Source organism: Amycolatopsis orientalis DSM 40040 = KCTC 9412 (assembly GCF_000478275.1).
Lineage (GTDB): Bacteria > Actinomycetota > Actinomycetes > Mycobacteriales > Pseudonocardiaceae > Amycolatopsis > Amycolatopsis orientalis.
Genome location: NZ_ASJB01000015.1, coordinates 321,003 through 336,010, shown reverse-complemented (window position 1 = coordinate 336,010; position 15,008 = coordinate 321,003). Strand labels below are relative to the sequence as shown.

The following is a 15,008-nucleotide window of genomic DNA, read 5'->3' as shown; positions in this document are numbered from 1 at the left end:
GGTCCGTCCTGGCGCCACCAGGTGTCCGTTTCCGGTGCGTCTCTACGCCTGACCTGCCTTCCTCCGTATGCTGGAGGCTCGCACGCTTGGGGGAGACCATGACCGGCACCGACGAGGTACCCAGACCGTTCGCGCCCCCGCCACCCCGTCCCGAAAGTCATCGGGGCAAGGGGACCGCGCTGGTCGGCGTGCTCATCGTCGTCGCGCTGACCGCCGCCGGGATGGCGATCGCGGGCGGACCCCGGAAGATCGACGGTCACGCCTTCCCGGTGGACGGTGCCTTCGCCTCCGAAGGGTCCAAGAAGGAGGCCGGGGCCGCGAAACCCGCGCCCAAAGAGGTGCGGGAGCTGGAGACGAACCCGCTGCTGGCGGAGGGCGTCGTCCTCGGCGCGGTCACCTGCCGCCTGCCGTCGATCAGCCGTGACCCCGCCAAGCTGGAGACGTACTACAAGACCTTCGCCTCCTGTCTCGCCGAAGCCTGGAAACCGGCCTTGGACCAGGCGAACGAGCCCACGCTGACGGCGACCGTGCGGGTGACGCTGCCCGAGACCAGCGCCTGCGGGAAGGCGCCGAGCGAGAACGAGGCCGTCGCCTACTACTGCGGCGGTGACACCACGATCTACGCGCCGACCGAGTGGATGCTCGGGGACGCGGGTCTCGAACGGTCCCGGCACCTCGCGACGATGGCCCACGAGTACGGGCACCACGTCCAGCGGTCCAGCGGCATCCTGACGGCGGCCGCGGAGAAGATGTCGTCGCCGGAAGAGGACAGCCCGGCGGACAAGGAACTCGTCCGCCGCATCGAACTGCAGGCCAACTGCTTCGGCGCGCTCGCCCTCGCGGCCGCCTCCGGTCGTGGTTCCATCAGCACCTCGCTGGCCAACGCGGCGCTCGCCGACTACGGCCGCACCGACGACAGCGAGACCCACGGCAGCCGCCGCAACCAGCTGAAATGGGCGAAGGCGGGGTTCTCCGGGAAGACGACGTCGGCGTGCAACACCTGGGCGGCACCGGCCGCGGACGTGAAATGACCGACGACGTGATGGCCGCGATCCACAGCGGCCTCCAGCTGCACATCTCCGGGGACAGGGCGGGCGCGCGCGAGAAGTTCGCCGCGTTGTGGGAGCGGATCGGCGCGGACGGCGACCCGTTGCACCGGTGCGCGCTCGCGCACTACATGGCCGACGTCTGCGATGACCCCGCCGACGAACTCGCCTGGGATCTCCGCGCGCTCGCGGCCGCGGATTCACTGACCGACGAACGCGCCCAGGAGTATCACGCGACCCTCGCCGTGCGCGGCTTCTATCCCTCGCTGCACCTGAACCTCGCCGAGGATTACCGCAAACTCGGTGATCACGAGGCCGCGAAGGCCCAGTGGGCACTCGGCCGGGCGACCCTTGGCGCCCTCGGCGACGACCCCTACGGCACCGGGATCGTCGAGGCGTACGCCGCGCTCGCGACCAGGCTGGGTCTCGAATCGGACTCTGCGGACTTTCGCGGGTGACGATCAGGCCATAACCTGGAGTGACTCAGGTCACCCATCCGGGAGGAGCGCGTATGCGGATTTCCGATCTGTTGCGGAACAAGGGGGCGGCCGTCGCGACCGTCTCGCCGGAGACGAACGTCACCGAACTGCTCGAGAGACTCGCGGAACACAACGTCGGGGCGCTGGTGGTCGTCGACGCCGAGGGCGGGATCGTCGGGATCGTCTCCGAACGGGACGTGGTGCGACGGCTCAACGAGCGCGGGCCCCAGCTGCTCGACGGATCGGTGTCCGCGATCATGACGAAGATGGTCGCCAGCTGCACACCCGAGGACTCGGTGGACCAGCTGTCGGTGCTGATGACCGAACGCCGCATCCGGCACGTCCCGGTCGTGGTGGACGGCAGGCTCGCGGGGATCGTGAGCATCGGCGACGTCGTGAAGACGCGGATGGAGCAACTGGAGAAGAGCCAGGAACAGCTCGAGGCCTACATCTCGCAGGGCTGAGCGGCGAAAGGGGCCGTTCCCGGGGCATCCACCCGGGAACGGCCCCTTTCGCGCACCGGCTCAGCCGAGGGCGCCGTCGAGGGTGAGGGCGGCGTCGATGAGCCCGAGGTGGGTGAACGCCTGCGGGAAGTTGCCGAGCTGCTCGCCGGTCGGGCCGATCTCCTCGGCGTACAGGCCGACGTGGTTCGCGTAGGTCAGCATCTTCTCGAACACCAGCCGCGCCTTCTCCGGATATCCGGCACGGGCGAGAGCGGTGACGTAGCCGAACGTGCACAGGGAGAACGTCCCCTCGTTCCCGCGCAGGCCGTCGGGGGAGATGTCCGGGTCGTAGCGATGGACGAGGCTGTCGGTGACCAGTTCCCGCTCGATGCCCGCCAGCGTCGTCAGCCAGCCCGGGTCGCGCGGGGCGACGAAACCGACGTCGGCCATGCGCAGGAGCGACGCGTCCAGCGAGTCGGAACCGTACCGCTGCACGAAGGCCTGCTTGAGCGGATCCCAGCCGTGCGCCCAGATCTGGTCGTACACACGATCGCGTTCGCCGCGCCAGGAATCGAGCGCGCACGGACGGCCGTGCGCCGTCGCGAGGCGGATGCCGCGGTCGAAGGCGACCCAGCTCATGACCCTGCCGTAGGTGAAGTCGGCCTTGCCCTCCCGCGTCTCCCAGATCCCCTCTTCCGGCTGGTCCCAGTTCGCCGCGAGCCAGTCGAGCAGATCCGCCAGTGCCTTCCAGCCCTCGTGCCCGATCCCGGCGCCCCGCCGATCGGCCTGGTACACGGTGTCGAGCAGTTCGCCGTAGACGTCGAGCTGGAGCTGGCCTGCCGCGGAGTTGCCGATCCGCACCGGCACCGAGCCGCGGTACCCGGCCCAGTGCGCGAGCGATTCCTCCATGAGATCCGGTGACCCGTCGACGCGGTACATGATCTTCAGCCCGCCGTCGCCGCGCGCCTGGCGTTCCCGGAGCCAGCGGGCGAAAGCGATCGCTTCGCCGGTGAATCCCAGTGCCAGCAACGAAGAGACCGCCAGGGACGCGTCGCGCACCCAGGTGTAGCGGTAGTCCCAGTTCCGTTCGCCGCCGATCCGTTCCGGCAGGCTCGTGGTCGGCGCGGCGACCATCGCGCCGGTCGGGGCGTAGGTCAGCAGTTTGAGGGTGATCGCTGATCGTTCGACCATTTCGCGCCAGCGCCCCCGATATGTCGAGTGGTTCAGCCAGTCACGCCAGAAGGCGACGGTGTCCTCGAAGGCCCGCTCGATCTCCGTGACCCGGGTCGCGCGCGGTTCCCCGCCGTGCGATTCGAGCACGAAACCGCGGACCTGCCCGGTTTCCAGGGTGACCGAGCCGTAGACACCGCCCTCGATGACGTGGGCATGGGCCAGTTGCGGATCACCCGGTTCCCGGACCGCGTGCAGGGTCAGTGCGGACGGCCCGCTGTCGAAGAGCACGCCGTCCGCGGTGACGGTGGTGGTGTGCGGCCGTCGCGCGTAGTCGAAGCGCGGGACGACGTCCACCGCGAACTCGACGTGCCCGCGCACGCAGCGGATCATCCGGATCAGCCGATGGCCCCGGACGGAATGCGCCCCGATCGCCGGGCGCATGAAGTCGATGACCTCACCGGTACCCAGCCTGGTCGTGAAGCGGGTGATCAGGACGGCGGTGCCGGGGAAGTAGAACTGGCGCGAGGTGTACGGCTCGCCGACGGGCCGGACCCGGCAGTGGCCGCCGTCGGGATCCAGGAGCGCGCCGAACACGCTCGGGGAATCGAAGCGGGGACAGCAGAACCAGTCGATCGCGCCGCCGGTGCTCACCAGCGCGGCGGTCCGCAGGTCGCCGATCAACCCGTGGTCGGCGATGGGTGGATGGTGATGGTTCACGCGAAACTCCTTGCCGGAAGGGGCTTTTCCGACCAGCCTGAGCCGGTTCCGCCGGGCGGGGCGTCACCCGGGACGGATGAGTTCCCGGCCGGACGGCCGTGCTGACGCTCATCCGTCACAGGTGATGTGCGCACCCCTGTCGCCGCTGTGCGATGGCCACCGTCAGATCACCCGGTTTCAGAAGGGACGGTGAGTCGTGGACACGTTGACCATCTGGTTGTTCCGCTCGGCAGAGGGCGCGGACGGCGCGGCGGAGACGGTGAAGCGCTTGGCGAAGAACCAGCTCATCTCGGTACACGACGCCGCGACGGTGTCGTGGCCGGAAGGAGCGTCCAAACCGAAACTCCGCCAGTTACGCGACCTGGCCGGACGGGGCGCGCTGAGCGGCGCGTTCTGGGGACTGCTGTTCGGCCTGATCTTCCTCGTGCCCCTGCTCGGCGCGGCCCTCGGCGCCGCCGCGGGTGCCGTCGGCGGCCTGACGTCGGACTACGGCATCGACGACGACCTGATCAAGCAGGTCAGGGGAGAGGTCACCGAAGGCACGTCGGCCTTGTTCCTGCTCACTTCGGGCGCGGTCATCGACAAGGTGCGGGACGCCTTCGCCGGTGACGAAGCGCCGGAACTGCTCTTCACGAACCTGGACACCGAACAGGAGAACGCCTTGCGCGAGAGTTTCGCGACAGAGCAGGAACCACAGACCGCCGGTGCACCGGGAACGGGGCGGAAATGAGCGCGCAGTGGGGTGCCGAAGCCGATCTCACCGATGCCCGCAGGGGAGAGCGCCGGTCCGGCATACGCCCGGTCTGGGCGGGTTGGCTCGTCTTCGCGAGTGTGGTCATGCTCATGCTCGGTGTCTTCGACGTCATCGCCGGGATCGTGGCCCTGTTCCAGGGCGGCTACTACATCTCCGGCCCGGAGTACACCCTCTTCCTGGACGTGACCGGCTGGGCGTGGGCCCACGTGGTGGGTGGCGCGCTGGTGGCGGTCTCCGGTGGTTTCCTCCTCTCGGGCGCGATCTGGGCGCGGGTGGTCGCGGTGCTCTTCGCGGCCGGGAACGCGGTGACCCATCTGGTGTTCCTTTCGGCGCATCCGGTGTGGTCGATGATCGTGATCGCCCTGTGCGTGACCGTCATCTGGGCGGTCCTCGTCCACGGTGACGAGATCCCGGATCGCGGGTCGTGGTGACGGACCAGCCCACCTCCCGAACACCGCGAGCGCTCGCCGTCCTGCTCGGGACGGCGGCGCTCGTGGTCGGTATCGCGGGGGTCAAGGCGATCGCGTGGCTGGCGGCGCCGACGTTGCTGGCGCTGGTCATCGTGATCACGCTCGGTCCCGCGCACGGCAGGCTGCGGCGCCTCGGGTTCCCGCGCTGGGCGGCGACGGCGGCGCTCGTGGTGTTCGTCTACGGGATCCTCGTCGCCTTCTGCGTCGCGATGATCGTGTCGGTCGCGCAGCTCGCGTCGCTCCTGCCGCGGTACGCCGATCGGATCACCGCGTTGTACGCCGAAATCGCCGCCGTGCCGTCGAAGTTCGGCGCCGATCCCGCCCGGCTGCGGGACCTCGCCGGGACACTCGACCCCGGCAAGCTCGTCTCGTACGCGGGCGCCCTGCTCGGGGACCTGACCGGGCTCACCACGAGCCTGGTCTTCCTGCTGGGACTGTTGCTGTTCCTCAGCGCCGAAACGGCGGACATCGACGGCCGCATCGCCGGGATCGCGGGTGACCGGGCGCGGACGGCCGAGGCACTGCGCGACTTCGGCCGCCGCGTCCGGGTGTACCTGGTGGTGACCACCGTCTTCGGTCTCGTGGTCGCCGCGCTGGACGCGCTCGCGCTGGTCCTGCTGGGCGTCCCGCTCGCGTTGTTGTGGGGCCTGCTTTCCTTCGTGACCAACTACATCCCGACGATCGGCTTCCTGCTCGGTCTCGCCCCGCCGGCCACCCTCGCGCTCCTCGACGGTGGCTGGCGGGCCATGGCGGCGGTGGCGGTGGTCTACCTCGCGATCAACTTCGTGCTGCAGTCGCTGATCCAGCCGAGGTACGTCGGCAACGCCGTCGGCCTGTCGGGCACGGCGACGTTCGTCGCACTGGTGTTCTGGGCCTGGGTGCTCGGCCCGCTCGGGACGCTGCTTTCCGTACCGGCGACCCTGCTCGCGCTGGCCATCCTCGTCGACGATCCGGGCCACAGCTGGGTCACGGCGCTGCTGGGCTCGTCCCGGCGGGAACCGGTGAGCGGTCAGAACAGGATGAGCACGACGAAGAAGAGACACGCCACGATGTTCAGCAACCAGCCGTGGTCGTTCGTCCAATCGCGGATGGCGGGCATGACCCGGGCCGCCCGCCGCCGGAAGAGGAGGTAGGCCAGTAGCGGCAGGGCGGCGATCAGGGTGGTGGCCGCGAGGAACGGCAGCGCCGCGCCGAATCCCGCCCCGCCGCGGCCGAGCTCGAGGCCGACGACGCACATCACCACGATGTCCGACGGAAAGAACGCGATGAGCAGGAATCCGGTGCGGAATCCTCGCCGCGGTCCCGCCGACATGAGCGATCCCAGCCATTTCGGCGGTTCCGCGGTCTCGCGGTGCGTCCAGTTCCAGATCGCGATGCCCAGCAGGAGCGCCACCAGCGCGTACTGGACGAGGGCGTAGAGGGAGCCGTCCGAACCGGAGACGAGGGGGTCGGGCGGGAGAAGTCCCGCCAGCCAGGTGGTCAGCGCGGTCCCCGCCGTCGCGGCCGTGGCGACCCCCGCCACGAACGCGAGCGAGGTCGGGACCGCGCGTGCCGTCGTGATCAGGATCAGCGCGGACACGAACTGCGGTCCGGCCATCATGGTGATCGCGAGCGGGAGCACCGAGAGCGAACCGTCCGTCATTGCCGAAACTCCCCGTCCGAGACCGTCGTGACAGCGAATCGCGTTGCCCGCCACCGGTTGTCCCCGACGGCGACGGGCAACGCTCGCGCGGCGGTCTCACCGCCGAAGCCAGGCGCTTCCTGATCCGCGATCTCCAGGATGCGCCGCCGGGACCCTGGGTTCTTCCTTCGTGGCGGGTGAAAACGACCCCTCGGTCTCGTCACCCTCGGCGAGAAATCCTTTGTTTCGAACACTCTTCGCTACGAGTGACGCCCCGACTCACCCGCCAGGGAGGAGGTGACCGCCGCGCGGGGTGAGCAAGATCGGTCCCCTCACTCGTCTGGGGAATCGAAGGGAGACAATCGGTGAGCACTGAGCCGCGTCGTCGGTCCAGAGCCAAACTCGTCCTGGCGGTACTGACCTTCGTGCTGGTCCTTTCGGCGCAACCAGGGGAAAGCGGGGCATTGGGGAAGGAGGACGCCGTCCTTTCCGGTCTGGGCTTCGCCATCAGCGGGACTTCCCGCGTTTTCGCTTTCGTCTGGCATGCCCTGTCCAGTGCGGCGATGTCATGCGCCGGCCGGTGACCCGCCTCGAAGGAACCGCGACCCACGGCCGAGGGCCCGGTGTGGTGCCGTCGCCGAAACTCGCCCCGCCGCCACCCGCCTCCGATGTGCTCGAACGGGACCGTCTCCTGGACGCGCTCGACCAGGCCACCTCAGGGGAGATCCCCAGTGTCACGCTGCTCAACGCACCGGCGGGATCCGGCAAGACAGTCCTGCTCGGCAGCTGGTTCCGGCGGCGCGCGCGGAATCACCCGGCCGCCGAGCACCTCGCCTGGATCTCCTTGGACGCCAACGACAACAAGGTGTTCTCCCTGTGGTCGTCGATCCTCCGCGCGCTGCAGCGGAGCGCCGGGGACGGCTCGGTCCCGGTGCCCGCGATCCCCCGGGACGCTTCGGCGCACGAATATGTCGGCGCGTTCACCGACGCGTGCGCCCGCCTCCCGCGGCCGGTGATCCTGGTGCTGGACAACGCCCATGAACTGTCCGCACCGGACGCGGTCAAGAACGTGAACCTGCTGTTGCGTTATCTGCCGCCGCGAGTGCGGATCGTCATCGCGACCCGGTTCCCGCCGCCGCTGATCCTGCCCCGGATCCGGCTCGAAGGGAGGCTGCGCGAGATCACGGCGCGCCAGCTGAACTTCACCGAGGAAGAGATCGGGAAGCTGCTCGCCGGACAGCACCTCGCGCTGTCCAAGGCGGATCTGGACGAGATCTCCGCGCGAACGGAAGGCTGGGCCGCGGGGCTGCGGTTCCTCACCCTCGCGCTGGCCACCGCACCGGACACCGGCGCGGCGATCCGGGCCTTCACCGGCGACGACCGGCTGCTCGCCGAGTACTTGGGCGCGGAGATCGTCGGCCCGCAACCGGCGCAGATCCGCGAGTTCCTCTTGAGCACGTCGATCTGCCCGGACATCAGCGACGAACTGGCCACCCGGCTGACCGGGCAGGAGAACTCCGGGCACATCCTGTACACGCTCACCCGCACCAACGCGCTGGTCACGCGGCACGGCTTTCGCTACCGCTGCCATCCGCTGCTGCGCGACTACCTGCGCGCGGAACTCAACCGGCGTCATCCCAGCGCCCACCGCAGGCTCCACCGTTCGGCCGCCGAATGGTTCACCGACTCCGGTGACGTGCTTTCGGCGCTGGAGCACGGCATCGCGGCGCAGGACGACGAACTGATCACCCGGTACGTCCAGCGGTCGGGGCTCCAGACCGTCCTCAGTGGACATGGGCCGCGGTTGCACGCGCTGCTCGGCGAGTTGCCGGACCACATCCTGGCCCGGCCCCAGGTGGCGCTCATCGCCGCCGTCGCCGCGCTCGACGCCCACGACCTCGTGGCGGCGGACCGGTACCTCGGCAGGATCGACAATTCGGCCCAGCCGTTGCGGTCCGGGCGGCTGCGCGCGCTGAACGCCGTGGCCGTCCTGTACCGGGCGAGGTACGGCGGGCAGCTGGACAAGGCGCTCGCGGGGCTCCGTGCCACGAGCGCGGGCGACACCGGCGACGTCGACCTCGACCTGCTCGCGCTGGTCACCCGGGGGACCGCGGCCTTGTGGCTGGGCGACCTCCCCGGCGCCGCCGAGGATCTGGAACGGGCGCTGCGGACTGCCACCCTGGAACAACGCGACGCCGTCCGGTTGCAGTGCGAGGTCCACCTCGCGGGCATCGCCCGGGTCCAGGGCGACCTCGCCGGGCTGGCCGTGCACACCGGCGCCGCCCTCGAACTGGCCCGCTCGCGCGGCTGGACCGAGACGTCGCGCACCGCCTTCCTGTACGCCGTCCTCGGGATGGCGGCCTACCAGCGGCTGGACCAGGAGAGCGCCCGCCGGTTCTCCGCATTGGCCACCAGGCTCTCGCCCGCGGTCGTGGAGCCGGGGGTGGAGATGCTGACGGTGACGCTCGGCGCCGCCGTCGAATTCGGTCTCGCCGCCGATCCGCACGCCGTCGTCGAAACGCTGCGGGGGCACCGGAAACGTCTCGCGGCCGAACCGGTCGCCCCGTGGCTCGTCGCTTGCACGGCCCCGATCGAGCAGCGGCTGGCCCTGCGCGTCGGGGAGCCCACCTGGGCGACGGACGTGACCGAACGGCATCGGCATCTGCTCGCGCCCTACGCGGAGCACGCGCTGCTGAGCACCCTCGTGCATATACAGCGCGGAAGGACCGGTGCCGCGCGCCGGCGGCTGCGGCCGGTCATCGAGCGGCAGACCAGGCCGCTGGTGGCGCAGACCCTCATCGAGTGCTGGCTCCTCGAAGCGGTACTGGCCGACCAGGCCGGTGAACAGAACCAGGCGCACAGCGCCGTGGGCCGCGCACTCGACCTCGCGGCGCCCCAGCAGGCGCTGCGGCCGTTCCACGACGCCGGACGGCGCGTCCGGGAACTCCTGGTGCGCGGTGCCGGGAGGTTCGGGCGCACCGAGGAGTTCGCGAGCACCGTCCTGCAGGCACTGCCCGCCCACCCGGCGGGGCCGGTCGACCCGCTCACCTCACGCGAACTCGAACTCCTCACCGAGCTTCCGTCCATGCGCACCACGGAGCAGATCGCCGATTCGCTCTTCGTGTCGGTGAACACGGTCAAGACCCATCTTCGCGGTATCTACCGGAAGCTCGGCGTCAACCACCGCCGGGACGCCGTCGTCGCCGCACGACGGCGTGGCCTGTTGTAGGCGCCGCCGCCCGACAGCGTCGTCGGGCCTACTCGCGCCATCCCGACAGCTCGACCCCCTTCGCGACGTCCACCCGGTACCCGAGCGTCACGACGGCGTTCGCGCCCGGAGCGAGCGTCAGCCGCCAGGTGAACTCGCCCAGCTCGGTCCGCTCCACCGGCTCCGGCACGGTGCGCACGTCCCGGACCGTGATCGCGTCGTCGCGGGAGACCGGCGCCTGGTCCAGTACGGTCACGACCGCTTCGCGCGGGCTGTGGTTGGTGATGGTCGTGGTGTAGGCCGCCTCGCGTTTCCGCACGCCGGACAGCGCCGCCTTGCTCGCCGAGCGGTGGGTGAGTTCCCGCTCGACCCGGATCCGGTCGTCCACGCCGAGGGCGAGTTCGAGTTCCTCGCCCGGCGCCCAGACCTCCAGCCGCGTGGTGCCGACGAACTCCGTCTCGTGGAAGACCGACGCCTTCCCCGGCCGCAGCGTGTGCTCGGAGGTGTTGACCACGGTCGCCCGCAGGTAGGCCTCCGGCGAGATCGAGGGGGCGGTGACGTAGCCCAGTTTCGCCGTCAGGTCCAGCTGCGCCAGCGTCGTCCGGTGGCCCTGCGCGCCCGACGGCACCGCCGCCGGGCGGCCGGGACGGTAGGTGACGGCGGTGGTGCCCTCCTCGACGGAGGCCGTCCGCGCCACCATCGCGGGCGCGGCGGGCGCCGCCATGCCCACCGCCTCCGGGATCCCGCCGCCCGCGGGTGAAGCACTGCCGTACGCCGCACGCGCCATCAACGGCTGGACCGGGCGTACCCGGTCGAGGAACCACGGCGCGAGTTCCGGCACCTCCACCGTGTTCGCCGGGCGCGCGGTGGAGAGGGCCAGCTCGCATTCCGGCCAGTCCTCGCCGGTGTGCTGGGTGATCCGCCCGTACCAGGTCACCGTGACGTCCTCGCCGCGGACGCGGACGTCGTAGCCCGGTTCCCAGCTCGCGTTCGCGACCACATAGGACAGTTCGAGCCCGATCCCGGCCCCGTCCTCCTGGCTCTCCAGCTCGACGGTGACCGTCGCGCTGTCCACTTCGGACACGCCCTGCTTCGCCTGGATCTCGCGGTCCAGCGCGCCGAGGTCGTCGCGGAGCCGGGCGAGCCGGACGCCGAGTTCGCGCCGTTTCCCGAGGGCGTCGGCCAGCTGCGCGCCGAGCGCGTCGGTGACTTCGGCGACCCGGGGCGGTTCCGCCGTGCCCGCCGCGAGCGCCTTCGCGAAACTCTTGCCGCTGCGTGCCGCCACCCCGGTCAGCAGGTCGACCTTCGCGGTTTCTGCGGCCACGGCGTCCGCGACCTCGTCGACCTCGGCCTGGGCGGTCTCCCGGCGCTCGGTCAGCGCGCGCAGGGAGGCGTCCGCGGGCGCGGGATGGCGTTCGACGGCGACGTCGACCCCGGCGATGACCGCCGGGCCGGAACCGGTGACCCGGACCGAATCGGCGTCGAGGTTCCACGGCAGGCCCGCGAAGGCGAAGCGCGTTTCCCCGTCGAGGCGCGCCGACGCCCGCCTGGTGATCCGGGCGTGGTGCGGGTAGACGGTGACGGCGACGATCGGGGCTTCCACGGTGCTCGGCATGCCCCCGACGTTAGTCTCTTGACACCTGTTCGGGTGGCCGGAAACCTCAGCTGGGTCCTGCCCGCCATGCCCGTTTTGGGGGTCACGTGAGAGTCGCCAGGCTCGCTGCCTTGTTCACCGCCGTCCTGGTCCTGCCGGCGACGGCTTTGCCGGCCCAGGCCGATACGCCGCCGGCGCCGGTCTTCAAGGACGGTCAGGCGCAGCCGGTCTTCGACCCGGCCGATGTCATCCGGGAGAACGTCTGGGTCACCGCGCCCGTCGACAGCGACGGCGACGGCAAGGACGACCTCGTGCACGCGGAGGTGGTGCGGCCGCGCGCGACGCAGCAGGGGATGAAGGTCCCGGTCGTCTACCAGGCCAGCCCGTACTACGCGGGCGGCAACGACGTCGCGAACCACAACGTCGACGTCGAGCTGTACGTGCCCGGCGCGAAGCGCGCGCCCGCGGGCCCGCGGATCGCGACCAGCTCCGTCGGCCCGAACGCGGTGCCGATCAGCTGGCGCTACCAGGACTACTTCACCGCCCGCGGGTTCGCGGTGGTGTACGGCGAATCGCTCGGCAGCGGCCAGTCCACCGGCTGCCCGAGCACCGGCGACGTCAACGAGACCATCGGCGCGAAGTCCATTGTGGACTGGCTGAACGGCAGGACGACGGCGCGGGACGCGGCGGGCAAGGCCGCGGTCGCGGACTGGAGCACCGGCAAGACCGGCATGATGGGCGTCTCCTACAACGGGACGCTGCCCAACGCGGTGGCCAGCACCGGCGTCGAAGGGCTGGAGACGATCGTCCCGATCGCGGCGATCTCCAGCTGGTACGACTACTACCGCAACGACGGCGCCGTCGTCGCGGCGGGCGGCTTCCAGGGCGAGGACGCGGACGTGCTCGCCGACTACGTCTACACGCGACAGGACCGCGCCGTCTGCCGCCCGCTCATCGACGGCATCGCCGTCGACCAGGACCGGGTGACCGGCGACTACAGCCCCTTCTGGGATGTGCGCAACTACCGCAACGACGTGAACAAGGTGCGCGCTTCGGTGCTCGTCGTGCACGGCCTCGGCGACTGGAACGTCAAGACCGACCAGGGCACGCGGTGGTACGAGATGCTCAAGGCGCGCGGCGTCGAGCACAAGATCTGGCTGCACCAGGCCGGGCACGCCGACCCGTACAGCCTCCGCCGCGACGTCTGGCTCACCACGCTGAACAAGTGGATGTCGCACTACCTCTACGACGTGGACAACGGCATCGAGCGGGAGCCGAAGGCCACCATCCAGCGCGAGGACAAGTCGTGGGCGGACGAGCCCGAGTGGCCGCTGCCCGGCACCGAGGACGTGAAGCTCTACCCGTGGCCCGGTGGCTCCTCGAAGGGCACGCTCGACACGCGGAAGCCCGTTCCCGGCAAGCCCGCCGTCGAGAAACTGGCCGACGACGCGAGCAAGACCATCGAGCAGCTCGCCGACGCGGCGTCGTCGGGCAACAGGCTGCTGTACTCGACCTCCGCGGCGAAGCAGCCCGTGCGCCTCTCCGGCACCGCTAAGGCCGGTCTGTCGGTCTCCTTCGACAAGCCCGCCGCGAACGTGACGGCGGTGCTGGTCGACCGTGCCCCGGACGGCACGGCCAAGGTGATCAGCCGCGGCTGGACCGACCCGCAGAACCGCCGCGACCCGGCGCGCACCGATCCGATCACCCCCGGTGAGAGCTACCGCGTCGAGGTCGAACTGGTCGCGAAGGACTACCTGCTCGCGGCCGGGCACAAGATCGAGTTCCTGCTGGCCTCCAGCGACCACGACTACACGCTCCGGCCGAAGCCCGGGGCGGGGGTCGCGCTGGAACTGAACCGCACCAGCGTGGTGCTGCCGGTGGCGGGCGGGAAGCCCGCGCTGCGTGCCGCCTTCGGCTGAGCCCGGCCGGTCCGGCCCTGAAGCGCGTGCAGGCCGTCGATGAAGGAATCGGGACGTTGAGTGTCCCAATTCCTTCATCGTCGCGGGGCACGCCGGTTGCGAAGCTTGATCAACAGAGGATCAGGGACATGCCCGGAACCCGGCGCACCCCCGAGTGTGGAGGCGTCGGCGATGCCACACCCGGACGATCAAGAACAGCGCAGACCAGCAACTCTGCGACTTTGCCGGGACCCTGACCCCAAGAGTGGGGAATGACGTGAGGGGTGTGTGGATATAGGGACGTTCAACGTCCCTATATCCACACACCCCTCACGAGCGGTAACACTTACGCGTCGCCAGCCACAGCGAGTGACCATATGGGGCGAAGGCGCGGACTCGTGACGAAGCCGTGCGCATTACCCGAAAACGGGCGCGTCGGTCTCGGCTCACCTGACCGGCGACGCCCTGCGACTTTGCCGGGACCCTGACCTTAAGAGTGGCGAAGGATGCCTTCACGCCCGAGGGCGGAAAACACCCACCCGGCCGCGGGCTTGTATGGAAAATGTATTTCCTCCGTCTTTGCTTCGACGTGTCCGGCTTCCCCAGCTGATGGAGGTCTCCATGTCCAGGTTGCGCCGCCTCGCGGTACTCGCCGCGGCCACCGTCATCCCCGCGCTCGGCCTGACCATGGCCGGGACGACGCAGGCGTCGGCCGCCCCGAATTTCCAGGTCCCGTTCAAATGCGGTGTGACGGTCACGGCCGCGACGTTCAGCGGGCACAGCCCGGCGAACTCGGTCGACTTCCAGAAGTCGGGGATCACCGGGATGCCGGTGCTGGCCTCGGCGGGCGGCACCGTCACGCGCGTCGCCGACGAAGGCAGCACGAGCTACGGGCGCTGGGTCGAGGTCGACCACGGCGGCGGCTGGCGTACCCGCTACGCCCATCTGTCGACGCAGTCCGTCTCGGTCGGCCAGGCCGTCAGCCTCGGCAAGCAGCTCGGCACGGCCGGCGCGACCGGCGGGGTGACCGGGCCGCACCTGCACTTCGAAGAGCGGCTCAACGGGGTGGTGCAGAAGGCGACGCTGAACGGGGTCGCGGTGCCGTACTACGGCCACACCGACTTCACCAGCAAGAACTCGTGCGGCGGTAACCCGTACGAGGCCACGGAGGTGTGCGGCAGCGGGTTCTCGGTGGTCGACTCGCAGGCGCTCGCGAACAATTCGGGCACGGCGTACCTGCTCTACAACTCTTCGACGAAGTCCAACTGCGTGACGACGCTGAAGGCGGTCTCGCTCGGCACCGCGTCGCCGGTGTCGGCCTTCCTCGAAGTCCAGGGATCGGCCCGCGTGACCGACTCCGGCAGCTTCACCTACTACGCCGGACCGGTGAAGAAGGCGGCCGACTCCATCTGCGTCAAGTGGGGTGGCTCGGTCGGGTCGAACGCCTATGAGAGCCCGTTCGAACACTGCGACTGACCCCGCGGGGCAGGGCACTGTAGACCACCCCACCGACAGGATCGGCGTCCACTCGGCCGGTCCCGGTGGCGGTTGTCCACAACGCCCCCGGTTGTCCACAGATCTGTCCTGCCCCCACCCGGCGGCCCC

At 70.2% G+C, this 15,008-nt stretch carries 12 protein-coding genes and 1 pseudogene; 10 read left to right on the top strand and 3 right to left on the bottom strand.

Annotation, left to right across the window (positions count from 1 at the left end; genetic code table 11):
• The first annotated feature begins 98 nt into the window (after nt 1-98).
• From L324_RS03985 to L324_RS03975, 3 genes are read left to right on the top strand one after another with little or no spacing between them, the layout of a single operon-like run.
• Nucleotides 99-1,031: a neutral zinc metallopeptidase gene (locus tag L324_RS03985; RefSeq protein ID WP_037304172.1), complete on the top strand. Its 933-nt coding sequence runs from the start codon at nt 99-101 to the stop codon at nt 1,029-1,031.
• Complete coding sequence (locus tag L324_RS03980) at nt 1,028-1,504, top strand: hypothetical protein (RefSeq protein WP_037304457.1); 477 nt, start codon at nt 1,028-1,030, stop codon at nt 1,502-1,504. Before L324_RS03985 ends, L324_RS03980 begins: the two co-directional genes overlap by 4 nt.
• A 53-nt stretch (nt 1,505-1,557) precedes the next feature.
• A complete protein-coding gene (locus L324_RS03975; protein ID WP_037304170.1) occupies nt 1,558-1,989 on the top strand; it encodes a CBS domain-containing protein in 432 nt (143 codons plus the stop codon).
• A 60-nt stretch (nt 1,990-2,049) separates the two neighbouring features.
• Here L324_RS03975 and L324_RS03970 read toward each other — a convergent pair whose 3' ends face one another.
• Nucleotides 2,050-3,858 carry a glycoside hydrolase family 15 protein gene (locus L324_RS03970; protein ID WP_037304169.1) on the bottom strand — a complete coding sequence of 603 codons (1,809 nt, stop codon included), beginning with the start codon at nt 3,856-3,858 and terminating at the stop codon, nt 2,050-2,052.
• A 196-nt stretch (nt 3,859-4,054) separates the two neighbouring features.
• On the opposite strand from L324_RS03970, the gene L324_RS03965 reads away from it, so the two are divergent.
• The 3 genes from L324_RS03965 to L324_RS43410 are packed head-to-tail and all read left to right on the top strand — an operon-like array spanning nt 4,055 to nt 6,215.
• Nucleotides 4,055-4,588 carry a DUF1269 domain-containing protein gene (locus L324_RS03965; protein ID WP_037304168.1) on the top strand — a complete coding sequence of 178 codons (534 nt, stop codon included), beginning with the start codon at nt 4,055-4,057 and terminating at the stop codon, nt 4,586-4,588.
• Nucleotides 4,585-5,043: a DUF7144 family membrane protein gene (locus L324_RS03960; protein ID WP_037304167.1), complete on the top strand. Its 459-nt coding sequence runs from the start codon at nt 4,585-4,587 to the stop codon at nt 5,041-5,043. The genes L324_RS03965 and L324_RS03960 overlap by 4 nt, the downstream gene beginning before the upstream one ends.
• Nucleotides 5,037-6,215: an AI-2E family transporter gene (locus tag L324_RS43410; protein ID WP_051173604.1), complete on the top strand. Its 1,179-nt coding sequence runs from the start codon at nt 5,037-5,039 to the stop codon at nt 6,213-6,215. The genes L324_RS03960 and L324_RS43410 overlap by 7 nt, the downstream gene beginning before the upstream one ends.
• Here L324_RS43410 and L324_RS41290 read toward each other — a convergent pair.
• Nucleotides 6,158-6,679: pseudogene (locus L324_RS41290) on the bottom strand (GAP family protein); the annotation flags it as partial. The gene L324_RS43410 and the pseudogene L324_RS41290 overlap by 58 nt on opposite strands.
• Before the next feature lie 389 nt (nt 6,680-7,068).
• On the opposite strand from L324_RS41290, the gene L324_RS42055 reads away from it, so the two are divergent.
• Both L324_RS42055 and L324_RS42050 read left to right on the top strand, forming a co-directional pair.
• Nucleotides 7,069-7,287 (top strand): hypothetical protein, encoded by a 219-nt coding sequence (locus L324_RS42055; RefSeq protein WP_037304164.1) that lies wholly within the window; start codon nt 7,069-7,071, stop codon nt 7,285-7,287.
• Nucleotides 7,272-9,932 carry a winged helix-turn-helix domain-containing protein gene (locus L324_RS42050; RefSeq protein WP_037304163.1) on the top strand — a complete coding sequence of 887 codons (2,661 nt, stop codon included), beginning with the start codon at nt 7,272-7,274 and terminating at the stop codon, nt 9,930-9,932. The genes L324_RS42055 and L324_RS42050 overlap by 16 nt, the downstream gene beginning before the upstream one ends.
• A 28-nt stretch (nt 9,933-9,960) precedes the next feature.
• Here the strand turns inward: L324_RS42050 and L324_RS03935 are convergent, their stop codons facing one another.
• A complete protein-coding gene (locus tag L324_RS03935) occupies nt 9,961-11,526 on the bottom strand; it encodes a DUF4139 domain-containing protein (RefSeq protein ID WP_037304162.1) in 1,566 nt (521 codons plus the stop codon).
• 86 nt (nt 11,527-11,612) lie between these two features.
• Between L324_RS03935 and L324_RS03930 the strand changes: the two genes are divergently transcribed.
• Nucleotides 11,613-13,424 carry a Xaa-Pro dipeptidyl-peptidase gene (locus L324_RS03930; protein ID WP_037304161.1) on the top strand — a complete coding sequence of 604 codons (1,812 nt, stop codon included), beginning with the start codon at nt 11,613-11,615 and terminating at the stop codon, nt 13,422-13,424.
• Nucleotides 13,425-14,024: 600 nt separating this feature from the next.
• Nucleotides 14,025-14,879: a M23 family metallopeptidase gene (locus L324_RS03925; RefSeq protein WP_037304160.1), complete on the top strand. Its 855-nt coding sequence runs from the start codon at nt 14,025-14,027 to the stop codon at nt 14,877-14,879.
• Nucleotides 14,880-15,008 lie beyond the last annotated feature (129 nt).

What these genes read in the sequence shown, in the direction of transcription:
- L324_RS03985 (WP_037304172.1), top strand. Translation starts at nt 99, where the DNA reads ATGACCGGCACCGACGAGGTACCCAGACCGTTCGCGCCCCCGCCACCC.
- L324_RS03980 (WP_037304457.1), top strand. Translation starts at nt 1,028, where the DNA reads ATGACCGACGACGTGATGGCCGCGATCCACAGCGGCCTCCAGCTGCAC.
- L324_RS03975 (WP_037304170.1), top strand. Translation starts at nt 1,558, where the DNA reads ATGCGGATTTCCGATCTGTTGCGGAACAAGGGGGCGGCCGTCGCGACC.
- L324_RS03960 (WP_037304167.1), top strand. Translation starts at nt 4,585, where the DNA reads ATGAGCGCGCAGTGGGGTGCCGAAGCCGATCTCACCGATGCCCGCAGG.
- L324_RS42050 (WP_037304163.1), top strand. Translation starts at nt 7,272, where the DNA reads ATGCGCCGGCCGGTGACCCGCCTCGAAGGAACCGCGACCCACGGCCGA.
- L324_RS03935 (WP_037304162.1), bottom strand. Translation starts at nt 11,526, where the DNA reads ATGCCGAGCACCGTGGAAGCCCCGATCGTCGCCGTCACCGTCTACCCG.
- L324_RS03925 (WP_037304160.1), top strand. Translation starts at nt 14,025, where the DNA reads ATGTCCAGGTTGCGCCGCCTCGCGGTACTCGCCGCGGCCACCGTCATC.